25 protein-coding genes and 2 tRNA genes are annotated in these 19204 nt (G+C 41.4%); 2 read left to right on the top strand and 25 right to left on the bottom strand.

What is annotated here, in order from left to right; translation table 11 throughout:
• Positions 1–7 precede the first annotated feature (7 nt).
• Genes PBAT_RS01080 through PBAT_RS01145 form a run of 16 tightly spaced genes read right to left on the bottom strand, consistent with a single transcriptional unit; the run spans position 8 to position 9802 of the window.
• Positions 8–688 (bottom strand): tail fiber protein, encoded by a 681-nt coding sequence (locus tag PBAT_RS01080; protein ID WP_068645900.1) that lies wholly within the window; start codon positions 686–688, stop codon positions 8–10.
• 11 nt (positions 689–699) lie between these two features.
• On the bottom strand, positions 700–1341 hold the full coding sequence (locus PBAT_RS01085) for a hypothetical protein (RefSeq protein ID WP_068645901.1): 642 nt from the start codon (positions 1339–1341) through the stop codon (positions 700–702).
• The gene (locus tag PBAT_RS01090; protein ID WP_068645902.1) at positions 1334–2506 is read right to left on the bottom strand and encodes a baseplate J/gp47 family protein; all 1173 of its coding nucleotides are present in this window, start codon (positions 2504–2506) and stop codon (positions 1334–1336) included. The genes PBAT_RS01085 and PBAT_RS01090 overlap by 8 nt, the downstream gene beginning before the upstream one ends.
• Positions 2496–2864 (bottom strand): DUF2634 domain-containing protein, encoded by a 369-nt coding sequence (locus tag PBAT_RS01095; RefSeq protein WP_068645903.1) that lies wholly within the window; start codon positions 2862–2864, stop codon positions 2496–2498. Before PBAT_RS01095 ends, PBAT_RS01090 begins: the two co-directional genes overlap by 11 nt.
• Complete coding sequence (locus PBAT_RS01100) at positions 2852–3238, bottom strand: Gp138 family membrane-puncturing spike protein (RefSeq protein WP_068645904.1); 387 nt, start codon at positions 3236–3238, stop codon at positions 2852–2854. Before PBAT_RS01100 ends, PBAT_RS01095 begins: the two co-directional genes overlap by 13 nt.
• Positions 3235–4029 (bottom strand): phage protein, encoded by a 795-nt coding sequence (locus tag PBAT_RS01105; RefSeq protein WP_068645905.1) that lies wholly within the window; start codon positions 4027–4029, stop codon positions 3235–3237. Before PBAT_RS01105 ends, PBAT_RS01100 begins: the two co-directional genes overlap by 4 nt.
• Positions 4022–4348, bottom strand: a complete 327-nt coding sequence (locus PBAT_RS01110) for a phage baseplate plug family protein (RefSeq protein ID WP_068645906.1) — start codon at positions 4346–4348, stop codon at positions 4022–4024. Before PBAT_RS01110 ends, PBAT_RS01105 begins: the two co-directional genes overlap by 8 nt.
• A 16-nt stretch (positions 4349–4364) precedes the next feature.
• Entirely contained in the window at positions 4365–4919 is a 555-nt protein-coding gene (locus tag PBAT_RS01115; protein ID WP_068645907.1) for a phage baseplate protein, read from the bottom strand.
• Positions 4919–6775 (bottom strand): phage tail tape measure protein, encoded by a 1857-nt coding sequence (locus tag PBAT_RS01120; protein ID WP_068645908.1) that lies wholly within the window; start codon positions 6773–6775, stop codon positions 4919–4921. Before PBAT_RS01120 ends, PBAT_RS01115 begins: the two co-directional genes overlap by 1 nt.
• A 43-nt stretch (positions 6776–6818) precedes the next feature.
• On the bottom strand, positions 6819–7007 hold the full coding sequence (locus tag PBAT_RS25075) for a hypothetical protein (RefSeq protein WP_139331556.1): 189 nt from the start codon (positions 7005–7007) through the stop codon (positions 6819–6821).
• Complete coding sequence (locus tag PBAT_RS01125; protein ID WP_068645909.1) at positions 6970–7278, bottom strand: hypothetical protein; 309 nt, start codon at positions 7276–7278, stop codon at positions 6970–6972. Before PBAT_RS01125 ends, PBAT_RS25075 begins: the two co-directional genes overlap by 38 nt.
• Positions 7279–7298: 20 nt before the next feature.
• A complete protein-coding gene (locus PBAT_RS01130; RefSeq protein ID WP_068645910.1) occupies positions 7299–7691 on the bottom strand; it encodes a phage structural protein in 393 nt (130 codons plus the stop codon).
• 12 nt (positions 7692–7703) lie between these two features.
• The gene (locus PBAT_RS01135) at positions 7704–8708 is read right to left on the bottom strand and encodes a DUF3383 family protein (protein ID WP_068645911.1); all 1005 of its coding nucleotides are present in this window, start codon (positions 8706–8708) and stop codon (positions 7704–7706) included.
• Between the two features lie 5 nt (positions 8709–8713).
• On the bottom strand, positions 8714–9193 hold the full coding sequence (locus PBAT_RS01140; protein WP_068645912.1) for a phage neck terminator protein: 480 nt from the start codon (positions 9191–9193) through the stop codon (positions 8714–8716).
• A gap of 49 nt (positions 9194–9242) precedes the next feature.
• Positions 9243–9434, bottom strand: coding sequence for a hypothetical protein (locus PBAT_RS25080; RefSeq protein ID WP_149466389.1), 192 nt, complete (start codon positions 9432–9434; stop codon positions 9243–9245).
• Positions 9435–9439: 5 nt separating this feature from the next.
• Positions 9440–9802, bottom strand: a complete 363-nt coding sequence (locus PBAT_RS01145) for a hypothetical protein (RefSeq protein ID WP_068645913.1) — start codon at positions 9800–9802, stop codon at positions 9440–9442.
• A 287-nt stretch (positions 9803–10089) separates the two neighbouring features.
• Between PBAT_RS01145 and PBAT_RS01150 the strand changes: the two genes are divergently transcribed.
• Positions 10090–10521: a helix-turn-helix domain-containing protein gene (locus tag PBAT_RS01150; RefSeq protein ID WP_068646347.1), complete on the top strand. Its 432-nt coding sequence runs from the start codon at positions 10090–10092 to the stop codon at positions 10519–10521.
• Between the two features lie 16 nt (positions 10522–10537).
• Positions 10538–10948 (top strand): ImmA/IrrE family metallo-endopeptidase, encoded by a 411-nt coding sequence (locus PBAT_RS01155; protein WP_068594461.1) that lies wholly within the window; start codon positions 10538–10540, stop codon positions 10946–10948.
• A gap of 114 nt (positions 10949–11062) precedes the next feature.
• On the opposite strand, the gene PBAT_RS01160 is transcribed toward PBAT_RS01155, so the two are convergent.
• The 9 genes from PBAT_RS01160 to PBAT_RS01200 all read right to left on the bottom strand — a co-directional run bounded on the left by PBAT_RS01160 (position 11063) and on the right by PBAT_RS01200 (position 19094).
• Positions 11063–11133 (bottom strand) — tRNA-Gly (locus tag PBAT_RS01160).
• Positions 11134–11151: 18 nt separating this feature from the next.
• A tRNA-Pro gene (locus tag PBAT_RS01165) sits at positions 11152–11225 on the bottom strand.
• A gap of 337 nt (positions 11226–11562) precedes the next feature.
• A complete protein-coding gene (locus tag PBAT_RS01170) occupies positions 11563–12522 on the bottom strand; it encodes an aldolase catalytic domain-containing protein (protein WP_068645914.1) in 960 nt (319 codons plus the stop codon).
• A 317-nt stretch (positions 12523–12839) separates the two neighbouring features.
• Complete coding sequence (gene feoB / locus PBAT_RS01175; RefSeq protein ID WP_068645915.1) at positions 12840–14882, bottom strand: ferrous iron transport protein B; 2043 nt, start codon at positions 14880–14882, stop codon at positions 12840–12842.
• An 80-nt stretch (positions 14883–14962) separates the two neighbouring features.
• A complete protein-coding gene (locus PBAT_RS01180) occupies positions 14963–15199 on the bottom strand; it encodes a FeoA family protein (protein ID WP_068645916.1) in 237 nt (78 codons plus the stop codon).
• 19 nt (positions 15200–15218) lie between these two features.
• Entirely contained in the window at positions 15219–15434 is a 216-nt protein-coding gene (locus PBAT_RS01185; protein WP_068645917.1) for a FeoA family protein, read from the bottom strand.
• 265 nt (positions 15435–15699) lie between these two features.
• Positions 15700–17004: a DUF4129 domain-containing protein gene (locus PBAT_RS01190; protein ID WP_068645918.1), complete on the bottom strand. Its 1305-nt coding sequence runs from the start codon at positions 17002–17004 to the stop codon at positions 15700–15702.
• Entirely contained in the window at positions 17001–18122 is a 1122-nt protein-coding gene (locus tag PBAT_RS01195; protein WP_068645919.1) for a DUF58 domain-containing protein, read from the bottom strand. Before PBAT_RS01195 ends, PBAT_RS01190 begins: the two co-directional genes overlap by 4 nt.
• 3 nt (positions 18123–18125) lie before the next feature.
• The gene (locus PBAT_RS01200) at positions 18126–19094 is read right to left on the bottom strand and encodes an AAA family ATPase (RefSeq protein WP_068645920.1); all 969 of its coding nucleotides are present in this window, start codon (positions 19092–19094) and stop codon (positions 18126–18128) included.
• Between the last annotated feature and the right edge of the window lie 110 nt (positions 19095–19204).

Below are 19204 nucleotides of genomic sequence, written 5' to 3' on the forward strand. Positions count from 1 at the left end.
TCCTTTCCTATGATCCTAAAATTCCATTTATCGCCGCAATGAGAGGCGCGGTATCAACTCCTTCACCCTGTAAGATAAAAGCCGCTTTAGATGCGCTGTATCGAAATGTATACACTCCGTCTTTTTTAAGGTTAGATAATGCTCTGCCGTTTGCGGTCAAAGGTATAGCCCCTAACGCGTTCGCATTAATTGTCGCGGCTCCTGTTGAATCTGCATTTATAGTAGCTACGATACCCATGCCATGCTTATATGCGGTCAGTGAAGGCAATGTAACGGAATAGGCGTTGCCTACGTTAGTTGTATCGACTACCGCCGGATGGTTCACATAATCCGCCTTATGCGCAGCAACAGTATCACTTAAACTCTTCACCGCCTTCGGCGTAGCAGCCTCCGTCTCTGACGTACTATCTACCGCACTACTCAGCCGTGTGATCCCTTTCACCATTAACGATGCATCAGGAATATCTACATCCACCCCTGCAATGGCTTCTGCTATTCTTTCCTCCACATATGTTTTCTCCGCCGCCTTGCTCTGCAACTCCTGAAGTGATTCAGCGGTTAAGTTCATGAACCAGTTCAACCATGCTGCTGGCGGGCGGTCTTCTACTTCCCAACCTATATTTCTTTTGGATTCGGGAGGCTCAATTCCTGTTGCTCCCCATTTCGGTGCTTGTTTAATAAAACCCACGATAATCCCTCCTATATCGGTAATCCATAATCATTACCTGGTACATATACTTCTCCGAGCGTTCCACCTAGGTTCATGTCTGGGTCAGATAATCCGAAAATATCATGTTGTAATCCATCATAAATGGATGATAATCGGAAAGTCCCTGCTAGTTCAATCTGAGCGACTCTAACTCCGGCTGCTACTGTCTTTTGGATGATCTGTCCGAACTGCATAGGAGACATTCCGACTTCATTCAGTCTTTTGATCGGTACCCTTGTCAATGTAATCCCTGCGGGCTCTGGATCATGCGGATCACTGAACTTCTCTTGAATCTGAATGTCTTTATAATCACAATCCAAAGCCAAGGACAGTACTCGTATAATCGTGTTAATGTCTGTTTTCGATAGATTTCTAGCGATCTTAGACTTTAACAGCACCCTATACACTTCATCTGTCGCAGCGCCACGTGGCTGAATGACATTCTGCCCGATACGATCCAATGTAGAACCTTGTGCCTTATCAATGTCCCGCCACTCTCGAACCTTCTCAAGCGAAGTATTTAATTCATCCATCTGACCATACAGAATACCGATTAACTTACCGATATTACTGTTCGGATTCTTGTTGAATACGTCTGCGAACCGCGACATCATATCTTTCACGCTAAACATGACGATTCACCACAATGTCCTTGGCATTAATCTGTGCGACTTGATACCGTTCTAAAGTAACGTTAGCCTCTTCTAAGACATCATTTTTGCCCACTTTTAACGTGAAATCCTCTATCCCTTCAATCTGATCTACTGCACTAACCAACTTGTTGTATACCGCAGGTGCGCCCATCGACAATCCGTTGTAGTAGCTGCCACCATCTTCTCCACCAATGTAACGAACAATGGCTGAACGAATTCGCTCATCCCCATCTGCGGGGTACTGCTCATTGGTCTTAAGTGTGACATCAACTTGTAAGAGTACTTCTTGCGCCCGACTGAATTTCACCTCATGACCATAACCACCAATATCTAAGACCGTCTTCACAACATCACCGTAAGACTCAATGCCACCGGCTCCAGTTGAAAATATAACTTGGGCAATCTCCTCATCATTTCCACCAAGCACATAACATTGGTAGGTATGAGGAGGACGCCCCGCTGCGTCCAATTGATTAGTGAAATTCTGAATAACTGTAGCAGCTCTAACGGTATTAATTCTAAGCAAGGCTCCAATTAAGGCATCTACAGAAGCCGCACCGCCACCCGCTACCGACTGAGTAAACAAATCTCGGAATTCGGAGTCTGTCATTTTCTCTCGTCCACCTGTGGTAGGTAGTGGATTAGTTACTCCCGTAACATTTGGGGCTGGATTTACAATGACGATAATCGAACCCACAGAGACGTTACCTCCCTGACCTGGTTCTACAGCTTCAATAGGAACTGTTGCTGTACCATGACTACCAAACGTTATTTCTTCCGTTGTATCGAAGTAGACTTTCGCCTCTGTTGCGATACGAAATCCTTGCGCTAACGTGTGACCCACCGTTCCTGTCAATTGAACAGAACCTCTAGCATATTGATCCAATACCCGAGTGATCCCCACATGAGGCCCTAATCGATCCAAGCTACTGCCTTCTGCACTATTGATATAACTACTGTTGTATACATCCTCTGCCGTCACCCATAACTTTGAGAGAAACCATGCAAAGATACGTAGAATAATGCCTAACGGTGATCTTTCGGAAGTATTCACTTTATCCCCAAACGTCTCTTTCGCCTTATCATTCATTTCTGCAAAAAGATCCTCAAACCGTCTGCGCTTAAATCCTGTTCTATCCAGCACCAATACTCACCTCTTTCGCTTGTATCCGTTCTCCCTCTGTACTGGTAGCATCAAATGTTACCAGTAGTGTTCGGGAATTCTTGTCGATTGTGAAGTTGATAACATCTACAGACTGAATTCGTTCTTCTTGCATCAGTCCTTGTGTCAATTCTTCACGCATCTCTTCCTCATTGATCTGTTTCCCCAGAAATGTAGAGAATGTAATCCCCATGTCCGGGTTCAGAAACCATTCGCCCTTATTCGTGCCAATTCCAATGTGACAACATTGAGCGATTTCCTCTGTCCCTTCCACCATCACTAAATTACCCGAGGCACTCATTAGAATATCTCCGGTCTCACTCAACTTTAGAGACTGCATGCAAACACCCCCACAATAACTGCATCATTCACATCATGTCTTCTTTCCGTATCTGCGGTTGCCACCTGCCCATTTAGAGCATTCTTAATCTCCCGATCAGCACACACAACATATACCGTATCCCCAGATTTAAAAGACGGCCTATACACCTGTTCTACCTCATTCACTTTGAATCGATGTCCAAGCGCCGGTACGCCCTGAATCATCGCAGGATCACCTTCTGACGTTCGGACGAGTGGCTGCACATCAGCCTTACATGTGGCTTCATCAAATGAAATGACGCGACATGGGAAGCCCACATGAACGGCATTTAATTGGTGAACCATCATCTGAGCTATTACTTGGGACAATGTTGAAGCAGGATCATTTTTCACATGATAGCCTCCATTTCCGTAGTGAAATCCCCTGTGCGACTCATATGGTGCTTACCACTCCGAACATATAAGCGACCTTCAAATTGTTGAGTTACCAGATCAACAACAGACGCAGTTGTAATTCGATGCTGTAATTGTGATGTGAGATGATATCCTTTGAATCCACCCTCTTCAAATCGTTCTGGCTTCCCAATGAGGCCCGTCCCTTTGGATAATCGAAACACCTTGTCCCCTGCACGACGTAAACTTCGCACGTAGAGTTTTCCTTTGTTAATAAAGGTCGATGTACCACAATCTTTCGCTACCTTTGCAAGGATCTCAATGACAACTCCTTTGGCTGTGTAACCCTCTTTATACTGATAGTCCACATTCAGGTCCATTTGAGCTATAGGTAGCTTAATCAATGCAGCCATTTGCTTGATGATGTAGCTAGCGGATGTATTCTTGGCAAATGAGGTCTCTTTCACTTCTTTCTTAGCGTAATTCTTGGCCTCACTGTCTAACACAAAGATCGATGTCACTTTATCAACACCATCCCATTGTGTCTCCACCTTTGAAATATAGCCCTGAAGCATGAGTCCCACATCTCCACGATAACCACCATTCATTTGCAAGAGGGCATCACTCTTGATGTTGTTTAACGTCTTATCGGATAAGTTCCAAATCTTAATCTCACTCTCATTGGGCAAAATATCATTATCAAAAGGAATAGTAGCTTCCATTGCAAAATCATCCATGCTGAATTTACGATTGGCGACAATCATTTCTGCTACTCGCCCAAAGTTAACCATCCGTATCCTCCCCATTATCAATGACATATAAAAAAACACTCTCAGAGAGTGTTTCCCAGATCACATCTATACTGTTCTCAGATTCATCGTATGGGATGATCGAGATCTTAGGGAACCGATGATCCATGACGTCATAAAAGAGGGGCATCGCATAGATCAACTTCTCTCCTACAACTAATATTTCCCCATCTCGTTCTAAATCGACTGTAAAGAAATCATAATCCTCGTTATAATTCACTTCGAAGGTAAATAGCTCTTCCGCAAGTGAAACATCAAATCGATACGGAATAAGATTCTTTTCAATATCAATATAATTCATACTACCTCACCCTCCTCTACATCGGCATTTCCCACGGAGTTCCTCTCTTATGTGTGGATTTCGGCGCCTTTGACGTTATTGTCTTCTTAGGAGTCGTCTTCACCGTATTGGAGTTACTATTAATCGGCTTTGCCGCACTATTCTTTTTACTAAGAGGTTGCTTCACTCCAGCGTTCGCAGCCTTGGCGACTTGTGCTTTGATCGGTGCTGGAAGAGGAACCTTAACATAAGACGAACCGGCAATCCGAACTTCCTTCATGCTCAACGTAAACGCGAAACCATCCATTATCGTATGATCATGCTTAGGAGAGAACCCTGAGATTAATCCTCTAAACGTAGTTCGTCCCGAAAATTGAACGATCTCTCCTTGATCCTGAGCTTTCACAATCATCGCCCTTATGCTAACTGCATGATCACCAACAATAACGCCGCTAATCGAAAGGGTCCTAGCTTTACGCTGAACATGATCGCTAAGATCGATATCCCTATCCACGGGTTGATCCGTGATTTCTACTTCATAACTCGGGCTCTCATCTTCTACTAGAATGTAATGACCGTTGAGTAACGCCATTAACTCATCGCCCCCAATCCGTTACGACGTAGTACGCTTTCTAATATTTTTTGAACTTCTTGGGCAACAACAGCACCCATATTCTGTGCATTCGGTAACGCGCCTGAGCCACCTTCTACAGTCACAGGGACGGTTACATGAATAGCGACTCCACCATTACTTGAAGCTATTCTAGCTGGATAGCTTCTTGCTGGATCTGCGGATGAATAAGCTTTGTTCTCCGCAGCCGTCATGACTCGTTCACCCTTGTGGAGTTCAGCGATAAATCCATCGAAAGGGACATAATCTAATCCTACCGCTAGACTCTGATTAACAAGGGGGCGACCACCGCCAGCAACACTGCTGGTACTTGAAGTAGTGACCTTAGTTGAAATCATTGGTATTTCAGGGATATGTTTTATTTTGATTTCCCCAAACCCAAGAATTTTCGAGATACCACTAATACCAACACTTATTCGATCAATCATATTATTTACTAATCGAATACAGTCATTAATAATAGTAGAGATCGTCTCCCTGGCATCCGCTGGTATTTTTGTCCACAACCCCAAGAAAAAACCACTTATTTCATTTACACAACTATAGAATATTTCAACTAATTTTGGTCCGATCGTTCCCCAATTTTTAAAAATTAGCATTACACCTGCCACAGCAACTCCTACTGCAACTACAAGCGCGATCATAGGGAGAAATGGTGCGATCATCGCCAATCCGGCAGATGCTGATGCCCATTGCGCAGCAATCCATACTGTTATCAATGGCATCAATATGGCTGCAATTACTCCTGCAACTCCAGCAATTACTGGACCCAAAACATCAAAATTTTCAATAAAGAACCCCAAAACAGTATTTACTAAATTTAGTAATGGTACAAGACCCTGACCAAGAGGAATGAGAAGACCTGACTGGATCAATCTTCCCATTATGGCGAGTTCTTGTCCTGGTGAATTCATTTTCACTTGATTCATCTGTGCCATTGTATCCTTCGTCATATTAAACTGACTTCTAGCTGTCCCCATTGCAGCAATAATAGGTGCATCTAATGTTTTAAATTTATCGCCCATTAAAGCAACACCTATGGAATTACGTTTGACGGGATCTTCAATTTGAGAGAGCATCTGCATAATTCCTGTGAACGCTTCTTTTGCCTTAGGACCGCCAGCAGTAAAGGTACTAATCATTTGATCTGCATTCAAATCAAGAGCTTGGAATGCTTTTTTCGTTCCAACTGATCCATTCGTAGAAAACGTGCTAAATTGTTCAATCGCAGCACCTACGGTATCTAGACTAAGAGCACCACCTTTCGATCCAGCTGCTAATGTATTAAACATATCATTGGCCGTAAATCCTAACTGTTGAAAGGGTTTGGAGTATTGATTAGCCACTTCTACAAGCTTTCCTGATTGATTCAACCCACTTTGAGCACCTTGTGCTAATAGCGCCATAGATTGTTCAGAAGTAATGCCAAAGGTTTGCATCATTGTATCTGCACTCTTCACAGATTCTTTAACTTCAAAGCCGAATGCATCCCTCAATAACAACGCATTCTTAGTCGTATTCTGAAGATCATCCCCTGTCTGCTTGGTAATCTGCATCGTTGTTGATATAGCACCAGACAAATCTCCCCACGACTTCCCGAAATTATCTTTGTACAAATTATTAGCAACAACCTCGGTGGCCTTCATCTGTGCATTAGTAGATCCCGTAGCTTGTTGGATCATCCCCATAGCATCAGCGTATTGACCCGCTGCGCTTATCAAATTCTTTCCCGTAGATATAGTACTTTTAGCACCTTTGGCAGCTATGTTCATCTGTTTAACTAAATCTGTTAACGATTTGTAGGCTCCTTCACTCAAATAAACCACCTCACATGAAAGAAAGAGCACCCAATTTGGGTACTCATTTCTTATTCATTTCCTTTTTTTGATGCTCCATATAGATATCCAAGGCTGCATTGGCTTCTGCGAGATCGTCATTATCCATCTTATCCAGATCACTGTACGAAATCTTCATGTCAGATAACATTAGCCGCCACATGAACCAGTTTTCTTTAGCTTTCCTGCGAGCTTCCGCCTTGCTGATGGTCATCTGAGTCACCTTCTTCGTCTTGCCCCGAGATGAATGCGTAAGCCGCATTAATGACTTCCGTATATTCCTTATAATCTGAGAAATCATCAATTTTCAACTTGGGATTTACAACAACATGCTTCAATACTTCTTCGGCTAGACGTTCCTCAAGAACAACACCGTGCTTGTTCATTGCAGCATCTTTAATTTTGGATACGGTACGTACGCCCGGATGCTGGAACGTATATTCCTTCTCTAATGCTTTGGATGTATAATTCTTCTGTTTAAACATGAATGATCGTCTCCTTTAGTTTACTCGACCACATGGTCAAGACATTGAATTTCATACTGACGGTCTTCTGCTTCATTACCGTAAGTACGTGTTGCCGGCTTTTTAACAAATGCTTGCGTAACGGTGATGGTTTCTTTAGGTTCACCGTTGAAAATAATGGAGATAGGCACAAGAGTACCCGTCCGTGCTAGCTTGTCCAAATATGCTACTTGCGGACTTGTCGGAAATAACGTCAATGTGAGTGTCCCTAATGGGTTATTCACTTTCGTCATCACAACATCCCCCTGTGACCCTACCTTAGCCGTCTGCGCATCTTCGTCCTTCTCAAATTCCACCATATCTTCTGAGAATCCAGTAATATATATCCCACCAACGGTCACCGTCAGGTCCATCGGATCATAAGTCGTTGCCATAGTTATCTCTCCTTACAGCTTAATTACGCCGCTTATTTTAGTTTTGTGAATAGCTCCTGCCAATTCGAATGAGAATGAACCGTCATTGTATTCCCGCTTCTCGCGATCCGCTGGATCAACTTGAGAGCGCGGTTTAAAGGTTGTGCTATATAGAGGTAACCCGTCTTCATCTCGAGCGATCATCCCATTCATATCTGCACGCTTGAGCACCGTCTTCACTTCGCCCTCAATCTGGGAAATCCCTGTGTTGTCATAGCGCACCTTATCTTGTCTGTTGAACAGTTTCTGTACAGCAAGTTCGATGCTCTGTGTGATATAGTCTTGGGAATGAATAATATCAATATATTCTCCACTAACGGTCTTACCTTCACTTGTAACGTCATCGCCAGCTTTGGTGACATAGGTATTTGCACCAAGATCGTGAATACTCAGCAATTCCGTGGTATCCATATCTACAGGTGCAATACCTCGTAGCGTCAGATTCTTCCACGTCAAGCTCCCTGGTGCTGTTGATGCTGCTCTACCTACCCATGCAGCCTCAGGATAATGAGATACATCTTCATGATAGAACAGGGCAGTACGTGTGAGTTTCTTAGCCTTAAAAGTAGCAAGGTTCGCTTTATCACTACTATGAGCAATAAACAATCTTGTCCCATTCTGTTCTACTGCTTCGGCAATAGTTGTAATATCAGCAATTTCTGTAGATGTAGACAGAAGGAAGTACCAATCCTTCGTAAATATCTTACCTACCAAGTCGCCTAATGTTTCTCCTATTGTCTTATGAAGCATAATAGCAATCTCAGCAGGTGAATTATCTCCTTGATTCAAGAGGGCATAGGCCGCCTTGTACACTTCTGTATTCTCAGCAAAATCTTTCTTAACCGCTTCTAAATCTGCATACGTTGTATACTCCAACCCACTTACGCTTGCACCAATAATCATTGGTTTACCAAAACCAAGCTTAGGTGTCGGACGCTGAATATCGATCGATACCGTTACATCATTTCTTACTGACACAGTCCTCAACTCCTCTGAATTTTTGTTTGTTCAATCCATTCTAAATCTGACTCCAAGATATCTAGGGTTCGGAACTCTACGTCAAATCCTTGGCGACGCTCCCATACCGTACCGTTCTGAATATCTCGATTTGTGACTGATTCTACCTTTGCTACTACCACATTAATCTTTTCTTTCAGTTCTGCATGTCCCTTTGACTTAAACCAATCACGAGCTGTCCATGCATTCTGTAATCGGACGACATTGTCATCATCGAAAGAAAGATAAGTCATTGTGAAATGTACCGTTTCGCTCTTCACAAGCTTGTCTCCCAATTGCATGACAACTGGAAATCCCCGACTACTATGGAACACATCTGAGAAATCACAGGTGATCCATGCGCCTTCTGGCTTGTCACCCGTTCCATTCGTTACAACAACTTCCTGACCAACATGTGCAGATAACCCCGCGATAATTAGGGTACGAATGTTCTCCAATGCAAGCATAGGAACCTCCTCTCTTAGAAACATTACCTTGTCAAATCATAGAGTGGTCTTACCTCCGTTCCCCCGCACCGCACCCTTGACGATTCACGTCTAAGGTCAATGAACTGACCCACAGCACAGCCGAGTTTCCGCAACGATAAGGGGTAGCAGATACACCCAAGAGTGTGTTCCTCTCTATGAACCAACTATATCGCGCATCCCCCGCCAGAAGACTGTCACGTTGCCGCCACTTTACCGTCATTGTTGTCAAATCACTCCCCAGAGCTTCAAGCTTTCGGTGATCATACTAACACCCTTCTCAATCCTACGGTCTACAGTTCTCTCACTCATGATGCTCCGAAATTGTATAGATGTAAGAACATAACTTCGTGACTTGAAATACCGATGCTCAATGATACGTTTCACTTCATCATCTAATATAAGAGAGTGTGCTAGAAGTACGTGGTCGACCAAGTGCTTATATGATGTATTTACCTGTTGTTCTTGTATTGTTAAATCCTGTTTATGTGATAAACCCATAACCATCTGGCACATCTTAGGATAATCTCTCAAAAGAGCTTTAGTAGCTTGTTTATCATGTTTAGTGACTGCGGATAATACAACGTTCATGATGTAACCCCCTCAATCCATATGGTATAAATGCTCTACTTCAATAAAATAATAGTAAATTCCAATACTTACCTCATGTAAATAATGTAAGGTAATCACGACATTTTGTAAAAGTTCATATTCCGTTAAATTTGCCCATTATGAATTGAAAACGTCCTATTTGTCGTTAATTCACGTCTAAAATCTCATTATTACGTGTATTTACGTCAATATAAAGTATTGTATGACCGTCTTTATGGAGTTATAATAATATACACATGTCGGTGTTGCCGACAAAGGATGAGGGAGTGGACAAGGTGAATATCGGGGATCGAATCAAAGAACAACGCAAATCAAACAAACTTACACAAGCTGAATTAGCAGAACAAGCGAACTTGTCCCGCTCCTATCTAGCAGATATCGAACGAAATCGTTACAACCCAAGTGTAGAAACTCTAAAATCAATAGCGAACGCTCTTCATATTAACCTCTCTCTATTAATTGAAGAACAACCAGATGACAAAACTACAATACCTGAATGGGCAACCTCTAAGGATAAAAGAGACTTCAAAAAAATTCTTGAAGATGATGGAGAATTGATGTTTGATGGAATACCATTGAATGAGGAAGACAAACGCAAAATTAAAGATGTGCTCACGGGATTGTTCTGGGAGGCCAAACATATGAACAAAGAAGCACGGAGAATAGGTCAGGAACAACGACAAAATAATAAAGACTAACGATAGGGTGAATGCTATGGATGAACTTGTTAACAAACTTATTCGTAAACACAAAACCAATGACCCTTTCGCTATTGCTCATAACATGAATATTTCCATTCGTTATGCTGATCTAGGCAATCATACGCGGGGTATTTATCATAGAACCCTGCGTCGCAGATTCATCATCTTACATAATCAGCTATCACCCGAATGGCAACGTTTTATCTGTGCACATGAATTAGGTCATGATCGCCTACACAAAGGGATTAATCGATTCTTCATCGATGAGCAGTCTTTCTTTCATGCAGGGAAATATGAACGACAAGCCAATCGATTTGCCGTTCATCTATTAACTGCATCTGATTCCCTAGATCCGAACGAATGCGTACAGCAGTTCTTACAACGGAACCATATTCCTGAAGAAGTATATCCTTTTTATTATTAGTATCTTTTGCATGCCTTAAAAACGAACATAAGTTCCCATTCTAATCTTCTCTATCTAAAAATAGACAAACAAAAAAGCCCTTGATGACCAAGGGCTTCAAAGTTTAACATATGAAGCGGGTGATGGGAATCGAACCCACGCTATCAGCTTGGAAGGCTGAAGTTCTACCATTGAACTACACCCGCATTAATAAAAGAAAAGAATCGGGACGACACGATTTGAACATGCGACCCCCTGGACCCAAACCAGGTGCTCTACCAAGCTGAGCTACGTCCCGACATGTCTAATGACTCAATAAATATTTAAGAGTACGAGAAATAATATACCACATATAGACCTCAACAGCAACTATATTTCATACCGTTCTCATGAATTAATCATCTTACTTACGCTCTTCATTATGTTGCGTCGTCTTCTTTATTCTCTCTCGTTAAATATATGATCTATAAATCACAATATTCATCGCTTAGCTTACATGTTCGTACAAATATAGCCCAACGTTCTTTCCTTCTTGATCATCACAAATAAAAAGGCGTATCCAATGATCTTCTCATTGGATACGCCTTTTGAAATTCTTATGTAACACAGTGACCAGTATATCAATCAAAAAGCTCTTATTTCTTTTCAAATGTCACTTCAGGAGTCATCAATTTATCATAGAAATCTACAGATTTATCTTTATTCTCTGATGCTCTTAACGCCATTGCCGATCGTGGATGCTCATCAAGCGTTCCTGTAATCATGTAAGGAATAATATATCCCCACTCTTCCTTCTCACGTAAAGCAATCATCAACTGTTCGATCACATCAAGTACTGGACGAAGCTTGTACTGCGTGTTCTTCAACTGCGATACAAGTAGCTCTGTAGGACAGTTACCTGCTGCACGACCCATTCCATATACAGAAGCGTCTAACAGTTCAACGCCCTTCTCTGAAGCAATCAATGTGTTAGAGAAAGCAAGTTGTAGGTTGTTATGTGCGTGAATACCAAGACGTTTGTTAGGTAAATGAGTCTGGAACTTCTCTACCAAGAACGTAATATCTTTATGATCCAGACTTCCGTAAGAATCCACAATATAGACGATATCAACAACACTTTCTTTAATCATCTCAAATGCTTCAACAAGCTCATTCTCCATAACATTAGACAGAGCCATGATATTAAGTGTCGTCTCATATCCACGATCATGGAATGTTTGAATTAATTGGAGAGCCTTGTCCACATCTTTGATATAACAGGCTACACGGATAAGGTCAATCATACTCTCTGAGCGATTCGGAATGTCATTCTCATCTACACGTCCAATATCAACTAGAGCAGACAGCTTCGTGAATCCCTTTTGAGGAATGACTTTTCTAAGAAATTCATCATCTAAGAATCTCCAAGGTCCCGCGTCCTCTGCACCCTTGAGTAATTTAGGAGAATTCTTATATCCAATTTCCATATAGTCAACGCCAGCTTCATTTAAACCAGCGTATAATTTCTGGACAAATTCAATACTGAAATCCCAATTATTAACTAGACCTCCATCACGAATGGTACAGTCTACAATTTTACTTTGATTTAATTTCATTGAACTAATCTCCTCTCACCTTTACACTATTACTTCATCATACTTGAATCAAGAACACGATGTAAAGGGTATTAAACATGAGAATCGAACATTTTCACCTTAACTTTTTAGTAATCCATTGTTATTGCGTATCACGATGTGGACAGGAACAATTCGTAGTCTCTTGTAATGAACAACCTGAGCAGGTCGTTTCTCCCCTCTGAAGGCGTCTAACATTCTTTACAACGATAACGATAACCAGAGAAAAGATTAATCCTCCCAGAATCCAATTAATCAATAGTATCGCCTCTCTCTCAATAGAAATATACGTTTGACGATTAACCAAGACCAAGTAACTTCCCACCCTGATAGACGATAAGAGAGACAATCCAAGCCGTAGCCGTCTGGTATCCTACCGTAAACAACGTCCACTTCCATGAATTCATTTCTCTCTTAATCGCAGCAAACGCTGCAATACAAGGCATATATAGTAGCGTGAATGTCATAAATGCGTAAGCCTTCAGTGGTGTGAAGTACGTCTGAAGCGAGGCCATAAGTTCCACTGAACCTTCTCCTACCTCACCTAGATTGTTTAGAATACCCATAGTAGCTACGACTGCTTCTTTTGCAACAAAACCGGTTAGAAGGGCAACTGATGATCTCCAATCTCCGAAGCCAAGTGGAGCAAAGAATGGCGATATAAAAGTTCCCACGGATCCAAATATGCTACCACTGACTTCATCCCCCATTTGGAGTGAGAAATTAAACGTTTGACCGAACCAAATAATGACTGATGCCGCAAAAATAACCGTTCCAGCCTTCTTAATAAATCCTTTTCCACGATCCCACATATGAATCATCAGACCTTTAAATGTAGGAATACGATAAGGAGGAAGCTCCATAACGAAGGCTTCTGCTTCACCTTTGAAAAGAGTCTTTCGGAGTAAAATTCCTGACAGTATGGCAACAACCATCCCTAATAAATAAAGGGAAAATATGACTAAGCTCTGAGCATTCGCAAAGAATGCAGCTGCAAACAGTGCGTAAACAGGAAGACGTGCTCCACAGGACATGAAGGGAGTCAATATTATCGTCAATCGTCTATCTTTCTCATTCTCCAGAGTCCTTGTAGCCATAATGGCAGGAACACTACATCCAATCCCCATAATCATTGGAATGAATGATTTACCGCTTAGTCCTATTTTTCTAAACATTCGGTCCATCATGAATGCCGCTCTAGACATATATCCGCTGTCTTCTAGTATCGCTAGAAAGAAGAATAGAATCATAATCTGAGGTACGAACACAAGAATGCTACCCAGACCAGCGATGATCCCACCTACAATCAGAGAGTCCAACCATTCTGCTGCTCCTGCGCTGTGAAGTAATGTAGTCACTGTATCTGCTAATGCCACATTCATGAGATGATCAATATAATCAATGGTGAATGTTCCAATAAATCCAAAGGTGATGGTGAATACCACATACATGATAAGGAGAAACAACGGAATAGCGAAAATCCGATGCGTTAGAATTTTGTCCATTTTATCAGATACAGTTAGTCCACCAACACTTAGTTTCTTTTTAACTGATTTACTAACGACTTTGGAGATAAACTGATACCGCTGATCCGCTATGATCGTCTCCATGTCATTGTCATATTCTTGTTCTAATTGGTCTCGAGTTGCGCGGATTGCCTCTATTAGCTTATGATTCATCTTAATGTTAGCTGTAACGATTTCATCGCCTTCAAGTAACTTTACCGTTGCAAACCGTGGTGGATACATCTGTCCAAGCATAGGAGTAATGAGCTCACTTAACTTTTCCAAGCTCTTTTCAATTTTCTCTTCGAATAAAGTTATCGATTCAGCCAATTGTCCTGATGCTGCGTTTTGAGCCACTTGAAGTGTCTGTTCAATCAACTCTTTAGTACCATGAGCTTTGTTAGCTGAAGTTGGAATGACAGGTACACCTAGCTGTTTCTCTAACCGAGGAATATCAATTTGATCACCTCTGGCTTCAAGAGCATCCATCATATTAAGCGCGACAACAACCGGTATCCCAAGCTCAATCAGCTGTGTTGTTAAGTACAAATTTCGCTCAATATTTGTTGCATCCACGATATTGATGACCACATCCGGTCTTTCTTCCAATATGTAATTTCTAGAAATGATTTCTTCTAATGAATACGGAGATAATGAGTATATTCCTGGAAGATCTATGACCTTAATATCTTCTTTGAATCTTCTAGCTTTGCCCTCTTTCTTCTCTACCGTTACGCCTGGCCAGTTACCCACATGCTGTGTGCTCCCAGTGACTTCATTAAACATTGTTGTTTTACCACAGTTCGGGTTTCCCACAAGTGCAAATCTGAACGCCATTCCTCTAACCCCCTACAAACTAACTGAGAACAGTTCTCAATAATTGTTATATTTTAAAAGCTACCGATGGTGAGCAGCTTTTAGCTCTCAAGCTTTTGAATCATAATATTGCTTGCATCTGCTTTCCGAAAAGTTAATTCATAACCTCGAATATTCACCTCAATGGGGTCCCCCATCGGAGCTACCTTTCGGACTAAGATCTCCGCACCACGGGTGATACCCATGTCCATTAACCGCCTTTTTACTGGTCCTTCTCCACCCACCCGAACGATAACCACTTTATCTCCAGGCCTGCATTCATTTAAGGTTGTCTCCATCTCTACTCTCCCCTTCAAGCTACATCTGAACTAACAATTGCTGTGCAATTCCTTTACTAAGAGCGAGTCTTGAATCCTTCACATTCACAATCAAATTTCCACCATTCTCTGAAATGACCGTAATTAGCGCGCCTGGAACCATCCCCAATCCTTCTAGAAATTTTCTAGTCGAATCCTTAGCTCTACAGACATTGATAACAGCCGATTTACCTAGTGGCAACATCGTTAAAGGCATTCCTCAATTCCCCTCTCTATTTCATCTATATCCTATTGCATTCACAAATTTATAATATTACTAACACTCATTTTCACTTTCTACAGTGAGATTGATAACCAGTATCAACGTTAACGTGTTCTAAATGTACTGATTTTCACTAAAGATTGTCTGTGATAAAAGTCATTCCTATGCCGTTCTATCCAGTTCCGAATCACAAAAAAATGCTAAGCCTTTTTAACATTGGCTTAGCAATCCTTCATTAACATATCATTGCATATGAACTTTATTTACTATCTTTCAAATGATCAATCGCAGCCTTCCATTGATGGTCTTCCATCGCCTTGTTACCGTAGCGTACATCATTATAAAGCGAGGTAATATTGTTCACATCGGAAGCAGACAGCGTCGATTCTCCCTTCTTATTTCCTTCCAACAGAAACGCGATTTCATTGGGAGTCTGAGAAGTTGAGTATACTAGCCCCTCTCGAATAGCTCTTTGAACCATACGTTTATAGTAGTAACGAACCTTTCCGTGAGGATTATCCGGTAATAAATTTCTCTTACGTCTAAATGAAAAAGAGCGGCGATTCTTTTCAATCTTCTCGACCTTATCCCTATAAGTGATATTGTCCGTTAGATGTTGAGTGGGAGAGCCAACTCCTCTGGAATAAAGGTTTGCTATGAATTGCCCTATTTTCACGGTGATAAACCTTACTATTCTGAATAAAATGTATATAACGACTAACGCTATAATAACTTTAGCCGTCCAATATAATAAGTCCATCCATAAAGAGGATCCTGCTTCCTTTGGAGTACCTTGTTCTATTGGAAATGCTTCAGGAATGGGTGCTGGTTCAGGATTAATAGGTTTAGGCCTTTGGTTCATCATGTCAATAATTCTACTTAACCAATGGGCAAATTGATTCCATAACCAATACAATCCTTGGCTTAATTGCGTAAATGCACCAAAGATCACCATACAGAAGATAACCAACATACTCCATCCACGATTTACTCGTACAAATCCTCTGAAGGCACCTAGTTGAGTAGAATGATTACTTAATGTTTCCCTACGAACCTGTTCTGAATTGAGTCGAAGTATCCATGAACAAAGAGAGATTAACCCTGCCATATATAATGAACCTGCATCTATGGCCGTTAGAGACAGATTATTAGAAAATATAGACAGAACTAACGTACATCCGATACCTTGTAATTGATATATCGGCGAGAAGGTTACTTTCCAACCTTGTTCAGTAAGACTATTTCCTCTAAATGCTACTCCTATCAGAACCACACATAATATCCAACCTCGTATTCCTGAATTGAATTGACCTGTAACCGCAAAGATCAACCCTCCTGCAAGCAATATACAAACCCAGTTCATCCATCGCTGTCTCTTACTTAAGAGAAGTGAAATTACAATTCCACAGGTCCCAGCAATCCACATCATTCCAGCAATGTACAAGGATGATGATAGCAGTACATAATGACTTATGACTACAATAATGGCATAGTAAGCAGCTATTTCAAAAAAAACAGTCATCGGAAGCGTGCTGAATACTGTTATTCTTTTGCCTATATTCATGAAATAACCTCCTGCATCCTCTCGCCCATAGACACTACGTCAACGACTGGAAGAACCATAACACTGTTGCCTTTTGAGCGAAGACGCCATATCAGTTCTTCTATTGCTTCAGAAACATGACCCGTAATCATGAGATAGTCCCATGTCTCTCCATCAACTCTGATATCTAGCTCATCTTTGAGAAATTGCTCAAAGGACTGCAGACACTTCATTTCAACTTGAGCCATTGCTTTCAATATGTCATCTAAATGGGATTTTCCATATCCTGGGGATATGCGTATCGCTTGCATTGATTGACTACCATGGATCGCATTATGTCCAAATCCTACTTTCATTCCCTGTTGAATGAGGTGGGAAGCAGCCGTCGCGGCATATGATAAAGCCTGCTCTATCATTTCTGGATTACTTACCACATTCCACATGTGCTCATTTACTTGAACATTTACATACACGATGACTTCAGGGTTAGCGGTATACCCTTGTTTATAGACTTGCAATTGTCCCGCTCGTGCACTTGCTTTCCAATGAATACGGTTCATAGGATCATTTCCCGAATACTCTCTTGTACCTAATATAAGAAATGGGTCCTCTACTACCCAACGAGACACTTCTAGATCTCCTTGCCAAGTGCGATAGGAGGATGGCATATTGTCAATAGATAATAGCGTTGGATATACACATAATGATACATTCACAGGTACTAATTGTGTTGAAGAGAATAATCCGATGAGATCGCCACCAGACATCGACACTGTCTCTAAAGAGTATAGACCTCGATTTAATGCTATAAATGGATGTTCCCTAGTAATTTTGTTATAGGGTTTCAACGTAAACACGCTTCGATGATTCTGATATATGTTACCTTTACTAATCTGTATGACTTCCTTAGATAGAAATGAAAATGATGCGGGCAACATGGCTTCCAATCTCAACCAGATGATGGGTATCCACTTTTCATTCGAGATCACTTCGACCATTTCTAATGAATCACCGGCATAACAATGATCCTTAGTCAAATGACGAGAGTAGGAAGTGTGTCTTAACACTGGGATACCGAATATAATACCTTGAATGAGAAGAACAAGAAGGCAAGCACAACACAACCATACAAAGGTCATAAATTACTTCACACTGCTTTCTATTTGATCCTCGCTTGGAACTGGAACATGATGTAGGATCTCCTGTAATAGCTGTTCTGCTCGTCCTTCCTGTTGTTGAAGACGATTTCTAAAAAGCAATCGATGCGACAATACCGAAGGGACCATATGTTTAATATCATCTGGCAGAACATAATCTCGACCTCTCACAGCTGCAAATGCCTGAACAGCTCGAAGTAAAGCTTGTGTCCCACGAGGACTCACCCCAAGTGATACATCCGTATGATTTCTAGTAGCCTCTGCGATTTGAATAATATATCGTAAGAGATCATCTTGTATTTGGACTGATAAATAGGATGCTTGCGCTTCAACAATATCTTCCTGTGAGACGACAGCCATTATTTTCTGGCTTACCTCGAGCGACGTAGTACGCTTTAATATTTCAATCCCTTCATTCATTGAAGGGTATCCTAGTTTCATCTTAAGCATGAATCGATCCATTTGAGCTTCTGGAAGAGGGAATGTCCCTTGATTATCTATCGGATTCTGAGTAGCTAGAACTATAAATGGTCGTCCAAGAATATGAGTTTCTCCATCGACACTAATCTGGCGTTCCTCCATACATTCCAATAGACTCGCTTGTGTACGAGGAGTAGCACGGTTAATCTCATCCGCGAGCACCATATTAGCGAACAGAGGCCCAGGACGAAATTTGAAATCGCCCTCTTTTTGATTGTAGAAGTTAATTCCCGTCAGATCAGATGGAAGTAAGTCAGGGGTAAATTGAATTCGTTGAAAAGAACATTCCATCGACGCAGATAATGTTTTCGCTAATAACGTCTTACCCGTTCCCGGTACATCCTCGAGGAGTATATGTCCCGAAGCAATTATTGCTGTTAACAGCAGTTCCACTGCTTCATCTTTCCCAACAATAATACGACTAACATTATTCTTCAGTTTATTAGATAATTCTTGAATATGTTGTACTTTCATCAAGGCCATCTCCTTAGGAAACCGTTTACAATTATATCTCTCATTTCTCGCTATATTCTCTTTCATTATAGCATTTTGCTATCCTTGATATATCAAACAACAAAAAAAAG

This window comes from Paenibacillus antarcticus, from assembly GCF_001637225.1.
GTDB lineage: Bacteria > Bacillota > Bacilli > Paenibacillales > Paenibacillaceae > Paenibacillus_AQ > Paenibacillus_AQ antarcticus.

Coding starts and splice junctions, on each gene's coding strand:
- PBAT_RS01115 (WP_068645907.1), bottom strand. CDS start 4,919: ATGGCGTTACTCAACGGTCATTACATTCTAGTAGAAGATGAGAGCCCG.
- PBAT_RS01140 (WP_068645912.1), bottom strand. CDS start 9,193: ATGCTTGCATTGGAGAACATTCGTACCCTAATTATCGCGGGGTTATCT.
- PBAT_RS01145 (WP_068645913.1), bottom strand. CDS start 9,802: ATGAACGTTGTATTATCCGCAGTCACTAAACATGATAAACAAGCTACT.
- PBAT_RS25080 (WP_149466389.1), bottom strand. CDS start 9,434: ATGACGGTAAAGTGGCGGCAACGTGACAGTCTTCTGGCGGGGGATGCG.
- PBAT_RS01190 (WP_068645918.1), bottom strand. CDS start 17,004: ATGAATATAGGCAAAAGAATAACAGTATTCAGCACGCTTCCGATGACT.
- PBAT_RS01170 (WP_068645914.1), bottom strand. CDS start 12,522: ATGAAATTAAATCAAAGTAAAATTGTAGACTGTACCATTCGTGATGGA.
- PBAT_RS01085 (WP_068645901.1), bottom strand. CDS start 1,341: ATGTTTAGCGTGAAAGATATGATGTCGCGGTTCGCAGACGTATTCAAC.
- feoB (WP_068645915.1), bottom strand. CDS start 14,882: ATGGCGTTCAGATTTGCACTTGTGGGAAACCCGAACTGTGGTAAAACA.
- PBAT_RS01125 (WP_068645909.1), bottom strand. CDS start 7,278: ATGTTTAAACAGAAGAATTATACATCCAAAGCATTAGAGAAGGAATAT.
- PBAT_RS01105 (WP_068645905.1), bottom strand. CDS start 4,029: ATGGTTAACTTTGGGCGAGTAGCAGAAATGATTGTCGCCAATCGTAAA.
- PBAT_RS01200 (WP_068645920.1), bottom strand. CDS start 19,094: ATGAAAGTACAACATATTCAAGAATTATCTAATAAACTGAAGAATAAT.
- PBAT_RS01195 (WP_068645919.1), bottom strand. CDS start 18,122: ATGACCTTTGTATGGTTGTGTTGTGCTTGCCTTCTTGTTCTTCTCATT.
- PBAT_RS01110 (WP_068645906.1), bottom strand. CDS start 4,348: ATGAATTATATTGATATTGAAAAGAATCTTATTCCGTATCGATTTGAT.
- PBAT_RS01180 (WP_068645916.1), bottom strand. CDS start 15,199: ATGGAGACAACCTTAAATGAATGCAGGCCTGGAGATAAAGTGGTTATC.
- PBAT_RS01185 (WP_068645917.1), bottom strand. CDS start 15,434: ATGCCTTTAACGATGTTGCCACTAGGTAAATCGGCTGTTATCAATGTC.
- PBAT_RS01130 (WP_068645910.1), bottom strand. CDS start 7,691: ATGGCAACGACTTATGATCCGATGGACCTGACGGTGACCGTTGGTGGG.
- PBAT_RS01155 (WP_068594461.1), top strand. CDS start 10,538: ATGGATGAACTTGTTAACAAACTTATTCGTAAACACAAAACCAATGAC.
- PBAT_RS01095 (WP_068645903.1), bottom strand. CDS start 2,864: ATGCAGTCTCTAAAGTTGAGTGAGACCGGAGATATTCTAATGAGTGCC.
- PBAT_RS25075 (WP_139331556.1), bottom strand. CDS start 7,007: ATGACCATCAGCAAGGCGGAAGCTCGCAGGAAAGCTAAAGAAAACTGG.